Below are 18,362 nucleotides of genomic sequence, written 5' to 3' on the forward strand. Positions count from 1 at the left end.
TCATTATTGGAAATGATGATTGAAAAGAGAGGGAGTCTTTGGATGGATAGCAAAGACCTACGTATTTTTCATACTGTTGCGATCGAGAAGAATATTACGAGGGCAGCGGAGGTTTTGGGTTATGTACAATCCAATGTTACTGCGCGAATTCGTCAATTGGAAAAAGAAGTCAGTACTCCCTTGTTTTATCGAAGTAAAAAAGGGATGATTTTGACGCAAGCTGGAGAAAACTTATTTGGGTATTCTGAAAAAATACTCCATTTATTAGATGAAGCATTAAAATCAGTGCAATATACAGAAAATCCCTCAGGTCCTTTGACAATAGGTGCGTTAGAAACGACAGCTGCTGTTCATATGCCAAAATTATTGAGGAATTATTTGCAAAAGTATCCAGAAGTGAAGCTAAGCTTGGTAACTGGTCATACAGGTGATTTAGTGCAAAAAGTGCTAGATTATGAAATAGATGGTGCTTTTGTGAGTGGAAAAGTCGATCATCCAGATATGGAACAGGTGCTTGTATTTGAAGAAGAATTAGTTCTGATATCGGAAAATACAGATGAAAAACTAAAAGAGATCTTGAAAAAACCAATGTTGTTATTAAGTGTAGGATGTTCCATGCGAAATCGTTTGGAGCAATGGTTGGAAGAGGAAGATATGGAAACGAATAATATTATGGAATTTGGGACGTTGGAGGCTATTTTAGGAGGTGCTTCTGCTGGTTTGGGCGTTTCTATGTTACCCAAATCAGCAGTGAAAGGAAGAGAAGAACAGGGATTGATCCGTGTTTATACCATCCCAGAAGCTTACCGTAACTATCAAGTTTATTTTGTATTTCGCAAAGATTTCTTTCAAACACGTGCATTTGAGAGGTTTTTAGAACATATCACATGCGATTGACTTTTTTGGGGAATTATAATCTTTGTAAAATTTCTGATTCCATGCTATATTCTGGAGGAAATATAGAAACCTCTATCCGAGGAGCGAAATGTCAAACTTTAAGAAGAAGGCACAGCAGGGGCTTCAGGGTGTAATTGTTGCAGCACTTGAGCAAGCAAAAAAGAACGCTGGTGACTATGCAATGGACATTCTAGAAGCACATGATATTGATAGTCCAGAGAAGTTCGCCGCTGCTAAGGATAGGATTGTCGCCAGCTTCTCCAAGAGTGTGATGGAGTTTGTGGAAGCTGAAGCAGGCGACCCTGCAGTACAGCGAAAGCTTCGGGACGCTGTGGAAAAGATTCTCCGTTAGAGGGTACAGAATAGATTAACCTAATCAGGCTACTCTTAAAAAAGAGTAGCCTGATCCACATTTGCATTGATGACTTTGAAAAACATCAATAGGAAGTTGGGCCAAAGCAAGCAAAAAAAGTGAGCAAACCAATAACTGCTGTTGATAATAAGATACCTTGAACCCGTTCTTTTACTTTGAAATTTACAACGAGATAAATCGGTGCGAGAAGGAATGCATTCACAATCGCAGAGATACCCAAACCTAAAGTTAGACCAGGGACGAAAGACCCGTCTTGAGTTCCAAACACAAAGAACAGAATGACTCCCATGATCAAATAAGGAATCATAGGAATGAAAAACCATCGTTTTAATTCTTTCTTACTGTACTCGGATGACATGTTTCCCCCTCCTTAGATTTGTTGTAATTCTTTAAGTCGCTCTTCTTTTTCATCCCGATAGAAGAGATTAAATGTATCAAAAGGGATAATCCGACCATCTGGATGGGCGATATGGACACAAGACTTCTTCACAGAACGGACATCCAAATCATAAGCATCCATAAATTGCATGATGATCACACGAAAAACATTGTCATAAGCGATTTCTTCTGGTGCATGAACAAGTGGCAGGCAGCAGAGTAACTGTTTTAAAGATAGTGCAGATGTTTGTGGTGAGTGATTGGTTGAAAATAGTTCGAAAATACGTGATTTTAGTTCCTCATCACGTTCAAATACAATCGTATTTCTCCCGCCTTGAAGTAGAATATCTGGATCGATAAGTCGAGTCAGCGGTATTGGTCCATCTTCTGTTTTTAGCGCATATCCCATCGCTAAACAATCTGGATGACAAGGAACAGGTAACATATCTTCGTTTTGAAAGATTTCTGATTGATCGATAATCATTTGCCGTACTTCACTTAATGTTAATCGATCTGTTGCCGGATCATAATCTTTGAGTCGTCCCGCAGCTTGAATTGGTTGAAATGTCACACCTCTAACGGCTTTTTGATTGAGCCCATATTGGATGATCTTACCGATCTCACGATCGTTTAATCCCTTTTTAAGTGTGACAACAAGGGTCGTTGATAGATTAAATTCGTTTAGGTGATCGATTGCTTTTTTTCTAACTTCCCGTAAGTCTACTCCTCGCAGTTCTTTTAAAGCTTTTTCCTCAAAGCTGTCAAATTGCAAATAAATTTCAAATCCTGGCAAATAAGTAGCCAATCTTTGCACAAATTTCCGATCTGATGCGATGCGAAGACCGTTTGTATTGACCATAATGTGTTTGATAGGTCGTGTTTTTACCATATCTAATATTTCAAAAAAGTGAGGATGGGTTGTCGGTTCTCCCCCGCTTATTTGTACGATATCCGGTTCCCCTTCGTTGGCAACGATTGCATCCAGCATTTTTTTGATCTGCTCTAATGAACGCCATGTTTGTCGTTTGGGGGAAGATTCAGCATAACAAATGGGACATTCTAAATTGCATTGATCTGTTACTTCTAGAAGAGTGAGGCAACTATGCTGTTCATGGTCTGGGCATAACCCGCAATCATAGGGACATCCATATTTTATAGGGGTATTCCAGCGCAATGGCATTTCTGATGGTTTGATAAATTCTCGACATCTTTTGTAATATTCGACATCAGTAGAAATAAGGACTTTTTCGGGGCCATGCTCCTTACATCGTTTTAGTAAATATACATTCCCATCTTGAAAAACTACTTTAGCCTCTAATTTTTGCAAGCATGTACTACATACGCTATTGGTCAATTCATAAAACAGGTACGGACGATTTTTTGGCATCCTCATACTCCTTTATAGTTGTTTTTTTTCGCCATTGCCAAAGTTTATAAGTGTAATAGAGCAAACCGGCAATGCATGCGAGTTGAATATTATTCAGCCCTAGATAGGGGTGAGGAGTAGGCTTGATGAAATCAACAGCTAGTCTCCAAAATAAATAACCTGTCATAAACAATTGAAACAGAACCCCATTTGGCAGGGAAAACTTTCTTTTTAGTAGAAATAGAAAGAGTGCTAGTAATAATAAGTATCCAATTTCATAAAGTTGTGTAGGATGTCGAAGTATCCCATCTCCAAAATCTACTCCAGTCCACCAAGTGGTTGGTGTTCCATAGGTGTGGTCTGACAAACCAGTAAGAAAGCATCCAATTCTACCAATAGACATCCCTATTAATAAAGCAAAAACCATGTCATCACCTGTAGACTTGGTTATACCTACACGTTTTTTGGTCCACTCTACTCCGATTAGTCCGCCTAATAATCCACCAACAATTGTTTTTCCTTGCATCAAATACAGCAGATTGTTCCATTGATCGAGTGTTTTAGCTGGATCTTCAAACCAACAAAGTACTTTCGAACCAATTAAAGCACCTGTAGCTGCTCCCACAACCACCCACATGGCTTGCATCATCGAGAGTTGTTCTTTTCTTCGTGTATAAAGATAAACACGAAAACCGATGAAATAAGCAAGTGATTCCATGAGTAGATGTGGATGAATGGTTAGAGGACCGATGGAAAAAAGAAAAGGAAAGTGCATGACGAGACTCCTTTTTGTGTTCATGTTCCACAAAGATTATATCATTTTGTGTAAGAATATTCTATTTAGTATCTAATTTAATAAAAAGTGTATATTTATCTAATTAGGGTAGATTGCTCACCATTTGAAAATATTCGATTGAATAAAGAGATCTAATAAAAAATGACTTCATTTTTTTACTATGTAAACGAACTGTCTTCCATTTTAGAAATCATCGATTTCTTTTCTTTATCAAAACTGTTATGATTTTAATATAAGTTAGTCCATTATCACCATCACAGGAGATATCATGCTGTCAGTCGTTCTTAGCTGCGTTATTCTCATTCTCTTCTATCACTTGGCGAAGACCATCAAGAAGAGTCAGCTTCAATCTTCGAGGGTGGTAGAGCTGGAGAAGGAGAATGAACGGTTGCAAGAAGAGATTCCCAAGGCCTATCACAAGGGACAGGAATCACGAAAAGCTTCTCATGCTCGAGAAATCGCTTTTCTTGAGCGGATGCTGAAGGAGCAAAAAGATACACATGCTAGTCATCTGCAGTCACTGCATGCAGGTCATAAGCATGAGGTGGATGCGCTCTGGGATAACATTCATCAAATTCAGCGTGCTCTCGCGGAAGGGCAGGTAGAGTTTGATGAACTGCTTGAACTTTGGATCCAGTCTGAAGAAGTGGTAAAGGATTCACACCGAAAGCAGGTTGGCCGGCTGAGCAGGAAAGTCGAGCGTTTGACTCGAGAGTTGGCAAAGTCTCGAGAAAACATGAGGCTGGTTCAGATGGAGAACGACAGTCTTTCCAGAGAATTTGCATACGAAACCTGATTGGAGAGTTTGTGAGCAGAACATCTAGATCCCCTGTGGTATTAGCCCAGTAACAACAGCGAACGCTGTCGTTGCTGGGCAGCTCATTTTTTATCGCAGTTTTGAGGCATAGAGATATAACTTGTTATATATTTCTGGAGTTGATTTTATTCATGTTTTCTCTTGGTCCCCAAATCACATATGAGCATTCGATGGGATATCTAATCTAGCAGATGAAATGGTTGTTTGTACGGCTGAACTAGCTGTTAATTCATTATTAAATTTAGATTTTGGTGGTAACCAACGCTTGATAGTAATTGAATTTTTTAACGAAGAGTCAAATCGACTGAGAGATCTAGCAGGACAAAAACATGTTTTTCGGGTTGTTCGAAATAAGGAGCATGAGTACTTTTCTTTTCGAGTTAGTGATAAGATCTGCAATTCTTCTTATCATTTGAATCAAGCAGTTACTTTTCATTTTTGTAAGCCTAACTATAAAGGATTTTTAGGTATGGATATCTATCGAACAGAAGATTATTGGACAGAAATGTTAACAGGGCAGACAGGTCATTAAGGATATGGATTTCATTAAGGTGGTTTTGGTGACAGGGGACAAAAGTATATATTAAGAACTTGGAATGTGGTCCATATTAGGTGGGAGTATAGCTGTATGCAGGCACGACTGTAACCACCCAGATTAATTGTTCAAATAGAGTCTCCCTGCACAAAAATAACATACAGGGAGACATTCACATCTGTTTTTTAAAAGGAAAATTATCTCTTCATGAGGATCACGTGGTCCTTCCTATCTACAACGGAGTAACCTTTGACAACTACCGCGTCTTCGAGCATCTGTTCGTTAAAACAGATAGGCTCACTCGAGTTACAGATAAGCACATCATTCTCATTGACATAGTTGTAACAAGCAGACATTCCTCCAGATTGTTTCTGAAGAGGAAGCTTGTCGAGTTGCAGCCTCCTCTGACCAGAGTACGCCCCCAAAAATACTTCTGCATCGACTCCATATGATGCGTACCAACGGATGTAGATAATATCCCCGCATGCAAGGATTCGCAGCATCTCATGAAGTTTTGCTTGATACATATTCGGAAATCCTTTCAGAAATGTGAATGGCTATCTATATATTATAGTATTATTCAGAAAATGTCAGGATAAAGTGTATAGAATGGAAGTGATCTGTATTTTCTATCGATCTTTCCGAAAGAGTACTCCCATTTCAAGCTTGCTAAGTGGGTGGTGAATGTCGGTTCGGCGTTAGCCAAAAGGAATTGGTTTGGAATATTTCCTTTTTTGTTTCTGAGTGTATCATCAGCCTTAAAAACAAGGAAGGAGAAAGAAACACATGCACTAAGCATTCCGTTTTCGTCTGTATCCAACCAAAAAACAAGCCATTTCCATTCATAAGTCCATTGGATCTAGTCGCTTTGTTTTCCATCATTTCTTAACAAAATGGAACGATACTTACAGGGAAACGGGGAAAGGGCTCACCTATTCGATCTGCGCCAAGCTTCTAACCTCCTTGAAACAACAGTTGGAATGGCTAAAAGAAGCGGATGCTCATGCGTTGCAATCCTCTTTACACAATCTCGATTTGCGTTTCAACGTTTCTTCCAAAAGCAAAACGATGCCCCTCGTTTCAAAAGTAAACGGAACTTACTCCAGTCTTACACCACCAAGATCGAAAAGAAAAACCAACTTCCAGAAGGGAGTATCAAGGGAAATAAGATCAAACTTCCGAAGCTGGGCTGGGTAAAGTTCGCCAAGTCGAAGGAAGTAGAAGGGCGTATTCTCTCTGCCACTGTTCGCCGTACACCCTCAGGAAAATACTTTGTTTCGGTTCTTTGTGAGAGGAATTATTGTCCTTATGTTCCAGTGGAAAAAGAGAAAGTGGTCGGAATCGACTTAGGATGAAAGCATTTTGCCATCCTTTCGGATGGAGAAAAAATAAACGCTCCCACATACTTTCGAAAGTATGAGAAACAATTAGCAAAAGCGCAGCGAACTATGTGTCGACGTACCAAAGGTGGTTCGAACTGGCACAAAGCACGTATCCAAGTAACGAAGATTCATGAGAAGATCACGAATGCCCGTCATGATTTCCTTCACAAGCTCTCGACGAAGTTGATTCACGCAAACCAAGTAATCAGCACGGAAGATTTGCAAGTGAAGAACATGGTGAAGAATCACAAATTAGCAAAGTCGATCACAGATGCTTCCTGGTCTGAATTCACCGAGATGTTGGTGTATAAGTCGGAATGGTTCGGGAGAACTCTTGTAAAAGTGGGGAAAACCTTCCCATTGAGTCAACGATGTTCTTGTTGTGGGTACCGCAACAGAGACGTGAAAAATCTGAACCTTCGAGCATGGAGATGTCCGGAATGCGGTTCCAATCATGATCGTGATATCAATGCAGCTAACAACTTCTTGCAAGAAGGTAGGAGACTCCTTGCCGCTGGGATGGCGGTTGAAACTTAGTAAATATCCTGTCCGTAGATGGGAGTTCCTAAGAATCCCTACCTCGAGCGTCAGTTAGGTGGTGGGAGTGTTCAATTCTATGTTATGTAGTTAAAAATCGGGTTTTTGGTTATTCTTATACTTTAGTATGGTAAATTTATGATAGAGTTTTTTATTGACATAGGATTTCATTCTGTTCTTGTTGACTAACTCTGTCCATCCGTGGTATCATGTTGTCTGTTACCGCACAAAGTAGGGCTTCAAATGGAGAAATCCTCCCTATCTTTTGGCGAGTCTTCATGATAGAGGAGGTTAAAAGATGTACGCATTGATCGAAACAGGCGGCAAACAATACCGTGTGGAAAAAGATAGTGTGCTCTTTATTGAAAAGTTAGATGCAGCTGAAGGAGATACTGTTACCTTTGAAAAGGTATTGCTTGTGTCCGGTGAAGGTGGAGTACAAGTAGGTAGTCCTTTAGTGGCAAATGCAAAAGTGACTGGTAAAGTATTGAAACAAGGACGGTCTAAGAAAATTACTGTCTTTAAATATAAGCCTAAAAAGAACTACAAGAAAAAGCAAGGTCATCGTCAACCATTTACTCGTGTAGTTATCGATTCTATCGAAGCGTAAGATGATTCGAATTCGAGTAAAGCGAAATCAAGCAGAACTTGTAGAGCAGATAAAGGTGACTGGTCATGCTAACTTTGCAGAGCACGGGATGGATATTGTTTGTGCTGCTGTTTCTGCTGTAACCATCGGTATGGTGAATGCGATGGAGCAAATAACAGGTGTCACCATTCATCAACCCGATGATGGAGAAGGCAAAGTAGATTGTCGAGTACCTGCTGATCTGCCTACAGAAGAAGTTCGTACACAGCTTGGTCTCCTGATGAGAGCGATGGATTTATCGCTAAAGGGTATCGCAGATGCGTACCCAGATTATGTACAATACAAACAAAATTAAAAGGAAAGAGGTGTAACCAATGCTACAACTTAATCTACAGTTGTTTGCTTCTAAAAAAGGGGTAGGATCGACAAAGAACGGTCGTGATAGCCGATCCAAACGTCTAGGTGTAAAACGTGGAGACGGTCAGTTCGTTCTTGCTGGTAACATCTTGGTTCGCCAACGTGGAACAAAGATCTACCCAGGAACCAATGTTGGTCGTGGCGGTGACGATACATTGTTTGCAACAGCAAATGGTATCGTACGTTTTGAACGTTTTGGTAAAGACCGCAAGCGTGTATGCATCTACCCAGTTGCTACTGAAGAAGTAGCAGCAACACAAGCGTAAACACATTTGCAAAGAAGAGTGACACTCAACATGGGTAGTGTCGCTCTTTTTTTATCTTGAAATACATAAAGGGGCGATTTGGATTGCCGCGTTCTTCTTTTTACTTGATACCACCTTTTTTGGTCTTGGTAGTTTGGTGGTTAACTACTTGGGAACATGTGTGGTTTGTTACCATTGGTATCATTTTTGTCCTCAGTATGTTTTTCTTTATAAGAGCAAGGAATAGAGAACATAAACAACAAGAAGCGGCAGACACAAAGCGATTGCTCGGGAAAATAAGACATGATTTGATGAACCACGTGCAAGTACTGATGGGATATCATATGATGAAACAAGAAGATAAAGGAAACGAATATCTTCAAAGATTGGCTGAACACGCGGCAAAAGAAAGAGAGATAGCGGAGTTGCAAGACGAAGAACTGGCCGTTTTTCTCCTTACATTGTCTCATCACTATCCTCAGTGGGAATGGGAAGTTCAGAAGTTGCCAACATATATAGAACCGCGTGCAAAAACGAATGAACCAATAGCAAAGTGGCTAGCGGTATGCATTAGAGTACTAGCCAAAATGGGAGAAGAAAAGTACGATTGGCAGAAAGTTGTTTTGCAATTATCTGGAGATGATCAAACCAATTTCTTTTCCTTTCAAGTGTACAATGCAGAAAATGAAATTATCCCTCTTCATGTTCCAGCAGGAGAATGGACAAACTTAAAAGATCAATTTAAACAGTTGCAAATGGAGATTGTGAGTCAACAACGATTAACATTACGTACAGGACTAAGTAGGTGAGAGTGTGTTTGTCGATAAAGTAAAGATTTTTGTGAAAGGCGGCGATGGTGGCAATGGAATGGTTGCTTTTCGCCGTGAGAAGTATGTAGCGGAAGGCGGTCCATGGGGTGGAGATGGCGGACGCGGGGGCAATGTCATCTTTGAAGTAGAAGAAGGACTTCGTACCCTCGTTGATTTTCGCTTCAAAAAGCAGTTTAAAGCAGATCGCGGGGAACATGGCAGAAAGAAAAATCAACATGGTGCAGGGGCTGATGATTTAATTGTGAGGGTTCCACCTGGTACTACTGTCCGTGATGCAGAGACAGGAGAACTAGTAGCGGATCTGACTCATCATCAACAAACTGCAGTGATCGCAAAAGGAGGTCGTGGCGGAAGAGGAAACGTTCGCTTTGCTACTTCTGTCAATCCAGCTCCTCAAATTGCGGAAAATGGGGAACCAGGTTCCGAGCGATGGGTCGTATTAGAATTAAAATTGTTAGCAGATGTTGGGTTAGTAGGTTACCCAAGTGTTGGCAAATCTACGTTATTATCCATTGTTTCAGCGGCAAAGCCAAAGATTGGGGCTTATCATTTTACGACGATTGTACCTAATCTGGGAGTGGTTCGTGTAGATGATGGACGGAGCTTTGTGATGGCAGATTTACCAGGTTTGATTGAGGGTGCACATCAGGGAGTAGGGTTAGGGCATCAGTTTCTACGTCACGTGGAACGAACAAAAGTAATCGTACACGTTATCGATATGGCAGGTTCTGAAGGTCGTGATCCCTATGCTGATTACCTCCAGATCAATGAGGAAATCCGTTTGTATAAGCAAAATCTAGAGAATCGCCCTCAGATTATTGTAGCAAATAAAATGGACTTACCTGATGCGAAAGAGCATTTGGAGTTGTTCCAAGAACAAGTTGGAGAAGATATTCCCGTTTACCCTATTTCCGCAGTAAGTAAAGAAGGGATAAAAAATCTTTTGTTTGCAGTAGCCGATGTTTTGGATCGTGTAGAAGCAGAGGAAGAACAGAAAGTAGAAGAAGTTCAAGAAGAACCAGTTGTTTACAAAAGTGAAGCAGAAGAGCCTGCGTTTACGATTCGGAAGGAGAATGAGATATACGTGGTGGAAGGCTTTCGGATTGAAAAACTGATCAAGATGACAAACTTCCGCTTTCAAGATAGCTTGATGCGCTTTGCTAATACGATCAAACAGATGGGTGTAGAAGATGCTCTTCGCAAACGGGGTGCACAAGAAGGAGATACGGTTCGAATTGGGGAAATGGAGTTTGAGCTATCGGATGGGTTAGATACTGATTACTGAGTGGACGGCTGGACATCATCTATTTAGATGGAGTCCAGCCGTTTTCTGATCATTTGAAGTCGGCGAGAGCCTCTTTGACCTGTGCAAGAAGTTCTGACCATTCTCTTTTTGATCTGTGCCTTTGCTGGCGTCTTCTTGCACACTGAAGGTAGTAGGCTTTGATCCCCTTTTCGACTTCAGGAGTTACATCTCCCACAGCTTCCAAGATCTTCGCCCATTCATCATCTACAGAAGACATCCTTTTCTCCTTTGATCAGTTATCTTAACTATACAAGATTTTACGGAATAGTGGGAGAGATAACGCTATGGGAGATTGAAATATTAGAAAAAAAACTATTTTCTTATCTTTGCTATTTCCCTTGACGAGCAGCAGAAACAAAGTTATATTCTATGTAACCGGTTTCATGTAACCGGTTACATAGAAATGGGAGGTGGTAACAGATTGGCTACTATTCGTGATGTGGCAAAGTTAGCAGGGGTTTCGGTTGCCACCGTGTCACGAGTTCTGAATAATAATGGCAATGTCCATAAAAGTACAAAAGAAGTTGTCCAAGCGGCCATCACAACGTTAAATTACCGTCCTAATGAAATAGCAAGGACCTTATATAAAAAAAACTCGAGATTGCTTGGACTTATTATTCCAGATATAACAAACCCATTCTTTACAGAACTTGCACGAGCAATCGAAGATACTGCTCATCGCTATGGTTATACAATGGTACTCTGTAACACCGATGAGATTTTAGAAAAAGAACAACATTATATGGAGGTTTTAAAACAGCGGCAAGCAGATGGATGTCTGATGATTACTAATGAAAAAGCGACTTTTTTGGATGAGGAGTTGGGCATTCCAATCGTTGCATTGGATAGACCGATACATTCCCATATCCCATTTATCCAAGCCGATCATTACCAAGGAGGGAAGATCGCGGCTCAGACGTTGCTGCAAAAAGGATCAACCCAACTTGTCCATATCCGCGGTCCAAAATATTTAGATTCAGCAGAAGCCCGCTATCAAGGGTTTTTGGATGTCGTAGAGAAGGAGAAAATATCCTATCACATTTTTGAAAGCTCGTTTCAACCACGAAATGATGAGTTTTTAATCAATAATATTTTTGAGCGTTTTCCGGAAATCGATGGAGTTTTTGCGGCAAATGATGTGATTGCTGTTTCCGTCTTGAAAACAGCATTACATCGTGGCATATCAGTTCCTGAGGATCTACAAATAATTGGTTACGATGGGATTTTGTTTGGTCAGTTGTTTTATCCTTCGATTACAACAGTTGCTCAACCAATTTACCAACTTGGGAAACAGGCAGTACAGATGCTGATAAATCTGATTGAAAAAAAAGAAACTGAGCAAAAGATATGTCGTTTACCTGTTCAGTTGGTAGAAAGAGATACAACTCGAAAGGAGTAGGTTGGATGAGCAAAATTTTGCTTATTGGCAGTATTAATATGGATCTGGTAGTGGTCGCAACTCGTCGAGCTCATCCAGGCGAAACGATTTTTGGTGAACAATTTCATATTATTCCTGGAGGTAAGGGAGCAAACCAAGCAGTTGCTGCAGCTCGTCTTGGGGCAGATGTGCACTTAGTAGGAGCAGTGGGGAACGATCAATTAGGAAAGCAAGCATTTACGAATTTGCAAGCAGAAGGAGTAAACACGAACCACATTCAGGTGTTATCGGATGTAAGCACTGGCACTGCTCACATCACTGTAGCGGAGGGAGATAATACGATCATTGTTGTTCCAGCTGCCAATGAAAAAGTATCTCCAAACCAAGTAGATTCTGTAAGATCATTGATTCAAGACTCGGATATTGTACTGTTGCAGCTCGAGATCCCAATAGAGACGATTGAGTATATCGTGGATCTTTGTACCGAGTTTCATGTCCCTGTTATTTTAAATCCAGCACCTGCTCAAAAACTGCCACTGGCTCTCCTGGAGAAAGTAACCTATTTGACACCAAATGAGCACGAAGTAAAAATTCTTTTTCCACATGAAACTATCGAACAATTACTGAAGCGATATCCGAAGAAGCTTTTGGTAACGGAAGGAGTCGAAGGTGTTCGATATGACGATGGAGAGAACCTCATACATGTGCCAGCTGTAAAAGTAAAAGCAACAGATACTACGGGGGCAGGTGATACGTTTAATGGGGCTTTAGCAGTTGGGCTTTCAAGAGGAATGGAATTAAAAGAGGCGATTTGCTTCGCGAATCTAGCTGCAGGAATATCCGTAACAAAGTTAGGTGCACAAGGTGGAATGCCTACTTTAGAACAACTACATCAACTCCAAGGTGAGATCAATGAAAAAAGTTGGAATGATTAATAGTGAGATCATAAGCGTACTTGCACGAATGGGTCATACAGATACGATTGTGATTGCAGACTGTGGACTTCCTATTCCTGATCAAGTAAAGAGAATTGATCTCGCTATCGACATAGGAAAACCTTCATTTTTAGAATTATTGACTGTCCTATCAAAAGAAATGGAAATAGAAAAAATCACGATGGCTACTGAGATACAACAGCAAAATATGTTTATCTTACAGGAAATAGAATCTTTGCTTCCGATCCAACCGAAAGCTTTTATCCCGCATGAACAGTTTAAACTTGCATGCCATCAAGCGAAAGCTGTGATTCGTACAGGCGAAAATACACCATACGCTAATATTATCTTGCATGCTGGGGTGATTTTTTAGAGAAGGGAGGGGAAAGCGTGAAGATTCAATTACGAAATATCTCGAAGTCTTTTTCTAAAAATCCGGTATTAAAACACGCACAGTTCTCTTTGGGACCAGGGGAAATTCATGCTCTTATGGGGGAAAACGGAGCAGGAAAATCAACATTGATGAAAATCCTGACAGGTGTGTATGTACAAGATGAAGGAAAAGTTCTCATTGATGGGAAGGAAACGAGATTTAAAAACTCCAAAGAAGCGGAGCGCGCTGGAATTGCTTTTATTCATCAGGAGTTAAATATCTTTCCTAATCTAACCGTAGCTGAAAATTTATTTTTGGGGCATGAAGAAAAAATAAGTTATACCGGGATTTTAAAAACAAAACAAATGGAACAAGAGACAGAAAAATATTTAACTAATCTCGGTTTAAAGGTGAAAGCTACCAAACTAGCTGGTTCACTTTCAGTTGGTCAACAACAAATGATTGAGATTGCTAAAGCACTGCGGTTAAATGCGCAAGTGATCATTATGGATGAACCAACAGCTGCCCTGACAGATCGGGAAATCAAAATATTATTTACTTTGATTCGAAATTTGAAACAAAAAGGTGTTTCTTTTGTATATATCTCTCATCGAATGGAAGAGATATTCGATTTATGTGATAACATAACGATTTTCCGTGATGGAGAGTACATCGCGACTAAGCCAGTAAGGGATACATCATTTGACGAAGTAGTCTTTATGATGGTTGGACGAAGTATTGGTGATCGATTTCCTATTCGAGCAGGAGAGCCAAAAGAAGAAGTTTTCCTTGAAGTAAAGCAGCTTACAAGGAATGGAGTATTCGAAGATGTTTCGTTCCAGGTGAATAAAGGACAAATTTTAGGTGTAGCTGGTTTAATGGGAGCTGGTCGTACGGAAATAATGAAAGCGATCTTTGGCTATGAACCTGCTCACTCAGGAGAAATTTGGATAGAAGGAAAACAAGTGTCTATCCACAAGGCTTCCGATGCTATTGACCACGGTTTAGGATTTATTACGGAAGATCGAAAATCAGAAGGATTAATTTTAGATTTTTCGATTCAAGAAAATATGGTTTTGCCTATCTTAAAACAGTTCCGTTCTTTCTTAGTCATATCAGAGCAGAAAGAGAAGAGCTTTGTAGATAAGATGATGGAGAAATTAAACATAAAGGCAACGGATGAAGCACAACAAGTCAAGTCGTTGAGCGGAGGAAATCAACAGAAAGTGGTCATTGCCAAATGGCTTGGACTTCAGCCAAATTGCCTGATACTAGATGAACCAACACGTGGAGTGGATGTGGGAGCAAAAAAAGAAATTTACTCCCTTATACAGGAATTAGCTGATCAAGGGGTAGCGATCATTGTGGTCTCTTCTGATTTACCAGAACTCTTAGGAATCAGTGACCGAATAATGGTTGTCTCTGAGGGGAAAGTTACAGGTTTTGTGGATAAACAGGATGCTACTCAAGAGACGATCATGAATCTAGCGACAGGAGGGAAATAAATCGTGATTGCTATTCGTCAGAGGCTAGGAGATGGTTGGAAGCAGTTAGGTTCCACCATTGGGTTAGTACTGATTATCACAATTGTAAGCGCTTTAAGTTCGGATTTTTTAACGATTAATAACTTATTAAATGTATTAAGACAGGTTTCGATCAATGCGCTGATTGCTTTTGGAATGACTTTTGTCATTCTCACGGGTGGCATAGATCTTTCGGTGGGTTCTATGTTAGCGCTATCAAGTGCGATGGTTGCACAATTAATGGCTAAAGGAGTAGATTTCGTTCCTGCACTGCTAATAGGCGTAATCGGTGGTGCGATCATGGGTGCATTCAATGGACTTATGATTACCAAAGGAAAAGTAGCACCTTTTATTGCAACGCTGGCTTCGCTAACTATTTTCCGAGGATTTACCCTCGTTTTTACAAATGGGAGCCCTATTACAGGAATGAATAATGATTTATCCTTTCAAATGTTTGGGAAAGGCTATCTGTTTGGTATTCCCATCCCAGTGGTCACGATGTTAGTCGTATTTGCGATATTACTCTTTGTTTTAAGAAAAACCGTTTTTGGACGCCAAACGTATGCAATTGGCGGGAATGAAGAAGCGTCTATTTTAGCTGGTATTAAAGTTGATCGAGTCAAAGTGGTTATTTATTCGATATCTGGAGCTTTGTCTGCGTTAGCGGGAATTATTTTAATCTCTCGATTAAATTCTGCTGACCCCAATGCAGGTGCTTCCTATGAATTAGATGCGATAGCAGCAGTTGTATTAGGTGGAACCAGCCTTTCTGGTGGAAAAGGCTCGATTCTAGGTACGTTAATCGGTGCATTGATTATAGGTGTACTGAATAATGGGTTGAATCTATTAAACGTTTCCCCATTTTACCAACTTGTCGTAAAAGGTTTTGTGATTTTGTTAGCTGTATTAATTGATCGGAAAAAATCATAATTCATAAGAGGAGATCGAGATCATATGAAAAAAATATTTACTCTCTTCCTTGTTGGAATGTTACTTTTGGTGGGTTGTTCCATGCAACCAGCTGGTCAGAAAAATGCTACTGATAAGAAGTCTGATACGATTGGATTGTCTATTTCTACGATGAATAACCCATTTTTCGTTACTTTGAAAAATGCAACAGAAAAGAAAGCAAAAGAAATGGGCTATACATTAATTACTGTAGATGCGCAAAATAACTCAGCTAAGCAAGCAAGCGATGTGGAAGATTTAATTCAAAAAAATGTAGATGTGTTGCTTATCAACCCAGTTGATTCAGATGCAGTAGTCTCTGCAGTACAATCAGCAAATAATGCAAGTATTCCTGTTATTACCCTTGATCGTTCTGCAAATGGTGGGAAAGTAGTCTCACACATTGCTTCCGATAATGTGGCAGGGGGAGAAATCGCAGGGAAACACTTGATAGAACTCGTTGGGAATGGAGCAAACATCGTGGAATTAGAAGGTGTTCCTGGCTCCTCTGCGGCACGTGAACGTGGACAAGGATTTCATAAAGTCATTGATGGCAAATTAAAAGTGATCTCCAAGCAATCTGCTGATTTCGATCGATCAAAAGGATTATCTGTAATGGAAAACATCATCCAAGGTAACAAAAACATTCAAGCTGTTTTTGCGCATAATGATGAAATGGCGCTAGGTGCAATCGAAGCTTTAAAATCAGCAGGTCTGACCAATGTAAAAGTAATTGGTTTTGATGGTACAAACGAAGCGAAAGATGCAGTGAACAAGGGAGATCTATCAGCGACGATCGCGCAAAGACCTGATGTAATGGGACAAACAGCGATTGAAACAGCTAAAAAAGTATTAGATGGTCAAAAAGTAGAAGCCCAGATTCCAGTGGACTTGGAGCTTACCGTGAAAAAGTAAAGTAAAAGTAATATGCAATAACACTAATAAATACAATTACTTCAAAATGCACAGTAAAAGAGTACCAGAAGGACTGCTACCTGTAGGGGGGCAGTTCTTCGATCATAGGAAAAATAATAAAATGGTCAGCTCCCTCAAAAGGAGAGCTTTTAATCGGATAAAAAAACTTAATATTGTGATTGCTAATGATTAAATATAAGTGATCTTATATTTTAAATGTATGACTTATTAAAATTTGATTTTCAAAAGTATCCTCTATTTGTTAAAATGAAACTACCGAGCAACTTCTTCGATGTGGAGAACGTGATGCAGATCATGTGGTTTCTGGTAGGCATGGTCGTCATGGCAGTTGTTGCCGGCTTCGGTGCATACCTGGACATCAAGTACGGGGACACGAAGCAGAACACCCAGTAACGATTGCTCACCCGGTACTGCTTTTATCTCTTTAAATTGATTAATTCTTTGTTCTAGAATCGTCAGGTAACGCTGATTTGTTGCAGAATATAAGCCTAATAAATAATTCATCCGATCTAGAGGTGTTACTGAATATTTTTGTGGAATCACTACCAGTATCCCTTTAAAAGACTACTTTTGGTTATAACCTCTTTCTTCAAACGGTTGAAGCTGTTCTAACCACTTTTGTTCCAGTTTTAGTAATGCTTCTTTCTCATTAAAATAGGGATCTTCTTTCTTTTTCAGTTTCTCTAGCACATCAAAAACAAAAGCTTCTTTTCCAAATTCGTTCCATTCTGCTTGAAGTGCTTTGTTAATGGTATATGTCCCATTTTCAAGCATAAATTTTACTCCGTTTAACGTTTTTAAATTTCTGGATTTTCCTACCAATATTTTTTGATTTTTTATATTCTTAATAAGATAAACACCAGCATCAACAGTTGTTTCTTTGAACTGCCGTTTCCATTCTTTTTTGCGATCCATAGTTCCTCACCTGCATTTTTCTCTATTTTTTTACCCAGTATCGACTGCCATCGGGTTTTCGGTCCAAAAAGCCGTATTCAACTAAATATCTCCGTATCAGGACATAATCGTCATAAAATCCTTTTAACGTTTGATTTAATTCTTGTTCCTTATAAATTTTTTGTTCATTTATCTGCTGAGCAATTTCTCGAAGGACAACTAGTCTTTGTTTTTCCTTTGATGGAAATTTAGTTAAAGGTTTAGTAGTTCCTTCTGGAAAGTATTGTTTTATGATTTTGTCATGCTCTTCTTGTGTGATGTTATATCGATCATCGATCATGGTGGCTGTTTTATGCACAGGTATAAAGGCTGGTGCGTGTGCGTCTTTGTCTTTTAACAATTCCATCATCGTTAAGAAAGTTTTTGCTTGTCTCTCTTTTTCTTTTAATGCAAAACGGTGGTGACGAATGGTAGAGGTACTGCCGATATCCAACTCTTTTTGGATCTCTTTGTCATTTTTCCCTTGATAAAAAAGATGTATAAGCTTCTTCTGATGATCAGTAAGACCTGTGAGTTTCTTGTCCATTGCCAATAGATGATCAAAAACGGATTGGTGAGTATTCTCTATATGGACCCGTATAAACCTTACTGCTTCGTAAAATCGATCTTCATAAGGATAAACAATCCCTTTTTCTATTTTTTCCCCACATAACAGGCATGTAAAGCAATCTCTTTCTTGGATATAGCCCCGTTTCAACTCTTCCAAAGAAGCATTCCAAAATATATCTGATATGACCATTGTTCTCGCACTTCCTTATTTTAAGAAACCCAAACATAAGTGTAATTTGTTTGGTTATTCATGATTATATTAGTATAATGTTTAAGTCGTGTCAATAAAAAAGCAAAC

General features: G+C 39.7%; 23 protein-coding genes, 1 pseudogene and 1 other annotated feature. Of the genes and pseudogenes, 16 read left to right on the top strand and 8 right to left on the bottom strand.

Annotated features, from left to right (window positions below; translation table 11 throughout):
* Nucleotides 1–42: 42 nt before the first annotated feature.
* Nucleotides 43–897 carry a LysR family transcriptional regulator gene (locus GSM42_RS15105; protein ID WP_160802374.1) on the top strand — a complete coding sequence of 285 codons (855 nt, stop codon included), beginning with the start codon at nt 43–45 and terminating at the stop codon, nt 895–897.
* 88 nt (nt 898–985) lie between these two features.
* Entirely contained in the window at nt 986–1,249 is a 264-nt protein-coding gene (locus GSM42_RS15110; protein ID WP_160802375.1) for a hypothetical protein, read from the top strand.
* 85 nt (nt 1,250–1,334) lie between these two features.
* Here GSM42_RS15110 and GSM42_RS15115 read toward each other — a convergent pair whose 3' ends face one another.
* The 3 genes from GSM42_RS15115 to GSM42_RS15125 are packed head-to-tail and all read right to left on the bottom strand — an operon-like array spanning nt 1,335 to nt 3,789.
* Nucleotides 1,335–1,628 (bottom strand): hypothetical protein, encoded by a 294-nt coding sequence (locus GSM42_RS15115; RefSeq protein WP_160802376.1) that lies wholly within the window; start codon nt 1,626–1,628, stop codon nt 1,335–1,337.
* A 12-nt stretch (nt 1,629–1,640) separates the two neighbouring features.
* A complete protein-coding gene (locus GSM42_RS15120; protein WP_160802377.1) occupies nt 1,641–3,035 on the bottom strand; it encodes a radical SAM protein in 1,395 nt (464 codons plus the stop codon).
* A complete protein-coding gene (locus tag GSM42_RS15125) occupies nt 3,004–3,789 on the bottom strand; it encodes a prolipoprotein diacylglyceryl transferase (protein WP_160802378.1) in 786 nt (261 codons plus the stop codon). Before GSM42_RS15125 ends, GSM42_RS15120 begins: the two co-directional genes overlap by 32 nt.
* Before the next feature lie 289 nt (nt 3,790–4,078).
* Between GSM42_RS15125 and GSM42_RS15130 the strand changes: the two genes are divergently transcribed.
* Complete coding sequence (locus GSM42_RS15130; RefSeq protein WP_160802379.1) at nt 4,079–4,606, top strand: hypothetical protein; 528 nt, start codon at nt 4,079–4,081, stop codon at nt 4,604–4,606.
* 217 nt (nt 4,607–4,823) lie between these two features.
* The gene (locus tag GSM42_RS15135) at nt 4,824–5,159 is read left to right on the top strand and encodes a hypothetical protein (RefSeq protein WP_160802380.1); all 336 of its coding nucleotides are present in this window, start codon (nt 4,824–4,826) and stop codon (nt 5,157–5,159) included.
* Between the two features lie 200 nt (nt 5,160–5,359).
* Here the strand turns inward: GSM42_RS15135 and GSM42_RS15140 are convergent, their stop codons facing one another.
* Complete coding sequence (locus GSM42_RS15140) at nt 5,360–5,689, bottom strand: hypothetical protein (RefSeq protein ID WP_160802381.1); 330 nt, start codon at nt 5,687–5,689, stop codon at nt 5,360–5,362.
* A gap of 283 nt (nt 5,690–5,972) precedes the next feature.
* On the opposite strand from GSM42_RS15140, the pseudogene tnpB reads away from it, so the two are divergent.
* The 6 genes and pseudogenes from tnpB to obgE all read left to right on the top strand — a co-directional run bounded on the left by tnpB (nt 5,973) and on the right by obgE (nt 10,447).
* Nucleotides 5,973–7,081: pseudogene (gene tnpB, locus GSM42_RS15145) on the top strand (IS200/IS605 family element RNA-guided endonuclease TnpB).
* 210 nt (nt 7,082–7,291) lie between these two features.
* Nucleotides 7,292–7,367, top strand: a sequence feature (ribosomal protein L21 leader region).
* A gap of 12 nt (nt 7,368–7,379) precedes the next feature.
* Nucleotides 7,380–7,691: a 50S ribosomal protein L21 gene (rplU, locus tag GSM42_RS15150; protein WP_160802382.1), complete on the top strand. Its 312-nt coding sequence runs from the start codon at nt 7,380–7,382 to the stop codon at nt 7,689–7,691.
* A gap of 1 nt (nt 7,692) precedes the next feature.
* A complete protein-coding gene (locus GSM42_RS15155) occupies nt 7,693–8,025 on the top strand; it encodes a ribosomal-processing cysteine protease Prp (protein ID WP_160802383.1) in 333 nt (110 codons plus the stop codon).
* A 19-nt stretch (nt 8,026–8,044) separates the two neighbouring features.
* Nucleotides 8,045–8,353, top strand: coding sequence for a 50S ribosomal protein L27 (gene rpmA, locus GSM42_RS15160; protein ID WP_160802384.1), 309 nt, complete (start codon nt 8,045–8,047; stop codon nt 8,351–8,353).
* 83 nt (nt 8,354–8,436) lie between these two features.
* On the top strand, nt 8,437–9,141 hold the full coding sequence (locus GSM42_RS15165; protein ID WP_160802385.1) for a Spo0B domain-containing protein: 705 nt from the start codon (nt 8,437–8,439) through the stop codon (nt 9,139–9,141).
* A 4-nt stretch (nt 9,142–9,145) separates the two neighbouring features.
* The gene (gene obgE, locus GSM42_RS15170) at nt 9,146–10,447 is read left to right on the top strand and encodes a GTPase ObgE (protein ID WP_160802386.1); all 1,302 of its coding nucleotides are present in this window, start codon (nt 9,146–9,148) and stop codon (nt 10,445–10,447) included.
* Between the two features lie 49 nt (nt 10,448–10,496).
* Here the strand turns inward: obgE and GSM42_RS15175 are convergent, their stop codons facing one another.
* A complete protein-coding gene (locus tag GSM42_RS15175) occupies nt 10,497–10,685 on the bottom strand; it encodes a hypothetical protein (protein WP_160802387.1) in 189 nt (62 codons plus the stop codon).
* A 204-nt stretch (nt 10,686–10,889) separates the two neighbouring features.
* On the opposite strand from GSM42_RS15175, the gene GSM42_RS15180 reads away from it, so the two are divergent.
* From GSM42_RS15180 to rbsB, 6 genes are read left to right on the top strand one after another with little or no spacing between them, the layout of a single operon-like run.
* Nucleotides 10,890–11,867 (top strand): LacI family DNA-binding transcriptional regulator, encoded by a 978-nt coding sequence (locus GSM42_RS15180; protein WP_160802388.1) that lies wholly within the window; start codon nt 10,890–10,892, stop codon nt 11,865–11,867.
* 5 nt (nt 11,868–11,872) lie between these two features.
* Complete coding sequence (rbsK, locus tag GSM42_RS15185; protein WP_160802389.1) at nt 11,873–12,781, top strand: ribokinase; 909 nt, start codon at nt 11,873–11,875, stop codon at nt 12,779–12,781.
* Nucleotides 12,759–13,154 (top strand): D-ribose pyranase, encoded by a 396-nt coding sequence (gene rbsD / locus GSM42_RS15190; protein ID WP_160802390.1) that lies wholly within the window; start codon nt 12,759–12,761, stop codon nt 13,152–13,154. Before rbsK ends, rbsD begins: the two co-directional genes overlap by 23 nt.
* 17 nt (nt 13,155–13,171) lie before the next feature.
* Nucleotides 13,172–14,659 carry an ATP-binding cassette domain-containing protein gene (locus tag GSM42_RS15195; RefSeq protein WP_160802391.1) on the top strand — a complete coding sequence of 496 codons (1,488 nt, stop codon included), beginning with the start codon at nt 13,172–13,174 and terminating at the stop codon, nt 14,657–14,659.
* Nucleotides 14,660–14,665: 6 nt separating this feature from the next.
* Nucleotides 14,666–15,607 (top strand): ABC transporter permease subunit, encoded by a 942-nt coding sequence (locus tag GSM42_RS15200; RefSeq protein ID WP_338055317.1) that lies wholly within the window; start codon nt 14,666–14,668, stop codon nt 15,605–15,607.
* Between the two features lie 24 nt (nt 15,608–15,631).
* Complete coding sequence (rbsB, locus tag GSM42_RS15205) at nt 15,632–16,540, top strand: ribose ABC transporter substrate-binding protein RbsB (protein WP_160802392.1); 909 nt, start codon at nt 15,632–15,634, stop codon at nt 16,538–16,540.
* Nucleotides 16,541–16,813: 273 nt separating this feature from the next.
* Here the strand turns inward: rbsB and GSM42_RS20400 are convergent, their stop codons facing one another.
* From GSM42_RS20400 to GSM42_RS15215, 3 genes are read right to left on the bottom strand one after another with little or no spacing between them, the layout of a single operon-like run.
* Entirely contained in the window at nt 16,814–17,104 is a 291-nt protein-coding gene (locus GSM42_RS20400; protein ID WP_202404950.1) for an RNA-binding protein, read from the bottom strand.
* Between the two features lie 21 nt (nt 17,105–17,125).
* On the bottom strand, nt 17,126–17,476 hold the full coding sequence (locus GSM42_RS15210; RefSeq protein ID WP_160802393.1) for a GIY-YIG nuclease family protein: 351 nt from the start codon (nt 17,474–17,476) through the stop codon (nt 17,126–17,128).
* 22 nt (nt 17,477–17,498) lie between these two features.
* Nucleotides 17,499–18,254, bottom strand: coding sequence for a DUF2087 domain-containing protein (locus tag GSM42_RS15215; protein WP_160802394.1), 756 nt, complete (start codon nt 18,252–18,254; stop codon nt 17,499–17,501).
* Nucleotides 18,255–18,362: the final 108 nt, after the last annotated feature.

Origin of the sequence: Shimazuella alba (assembly GCF_009831235.1) — a bacterium.
Lineage (GTDB): Bacteria > Bacillota > Bacilli > Thermoactinomycetales > Thermoactinomycetaceae > Shimazuella > Shimazuella alba.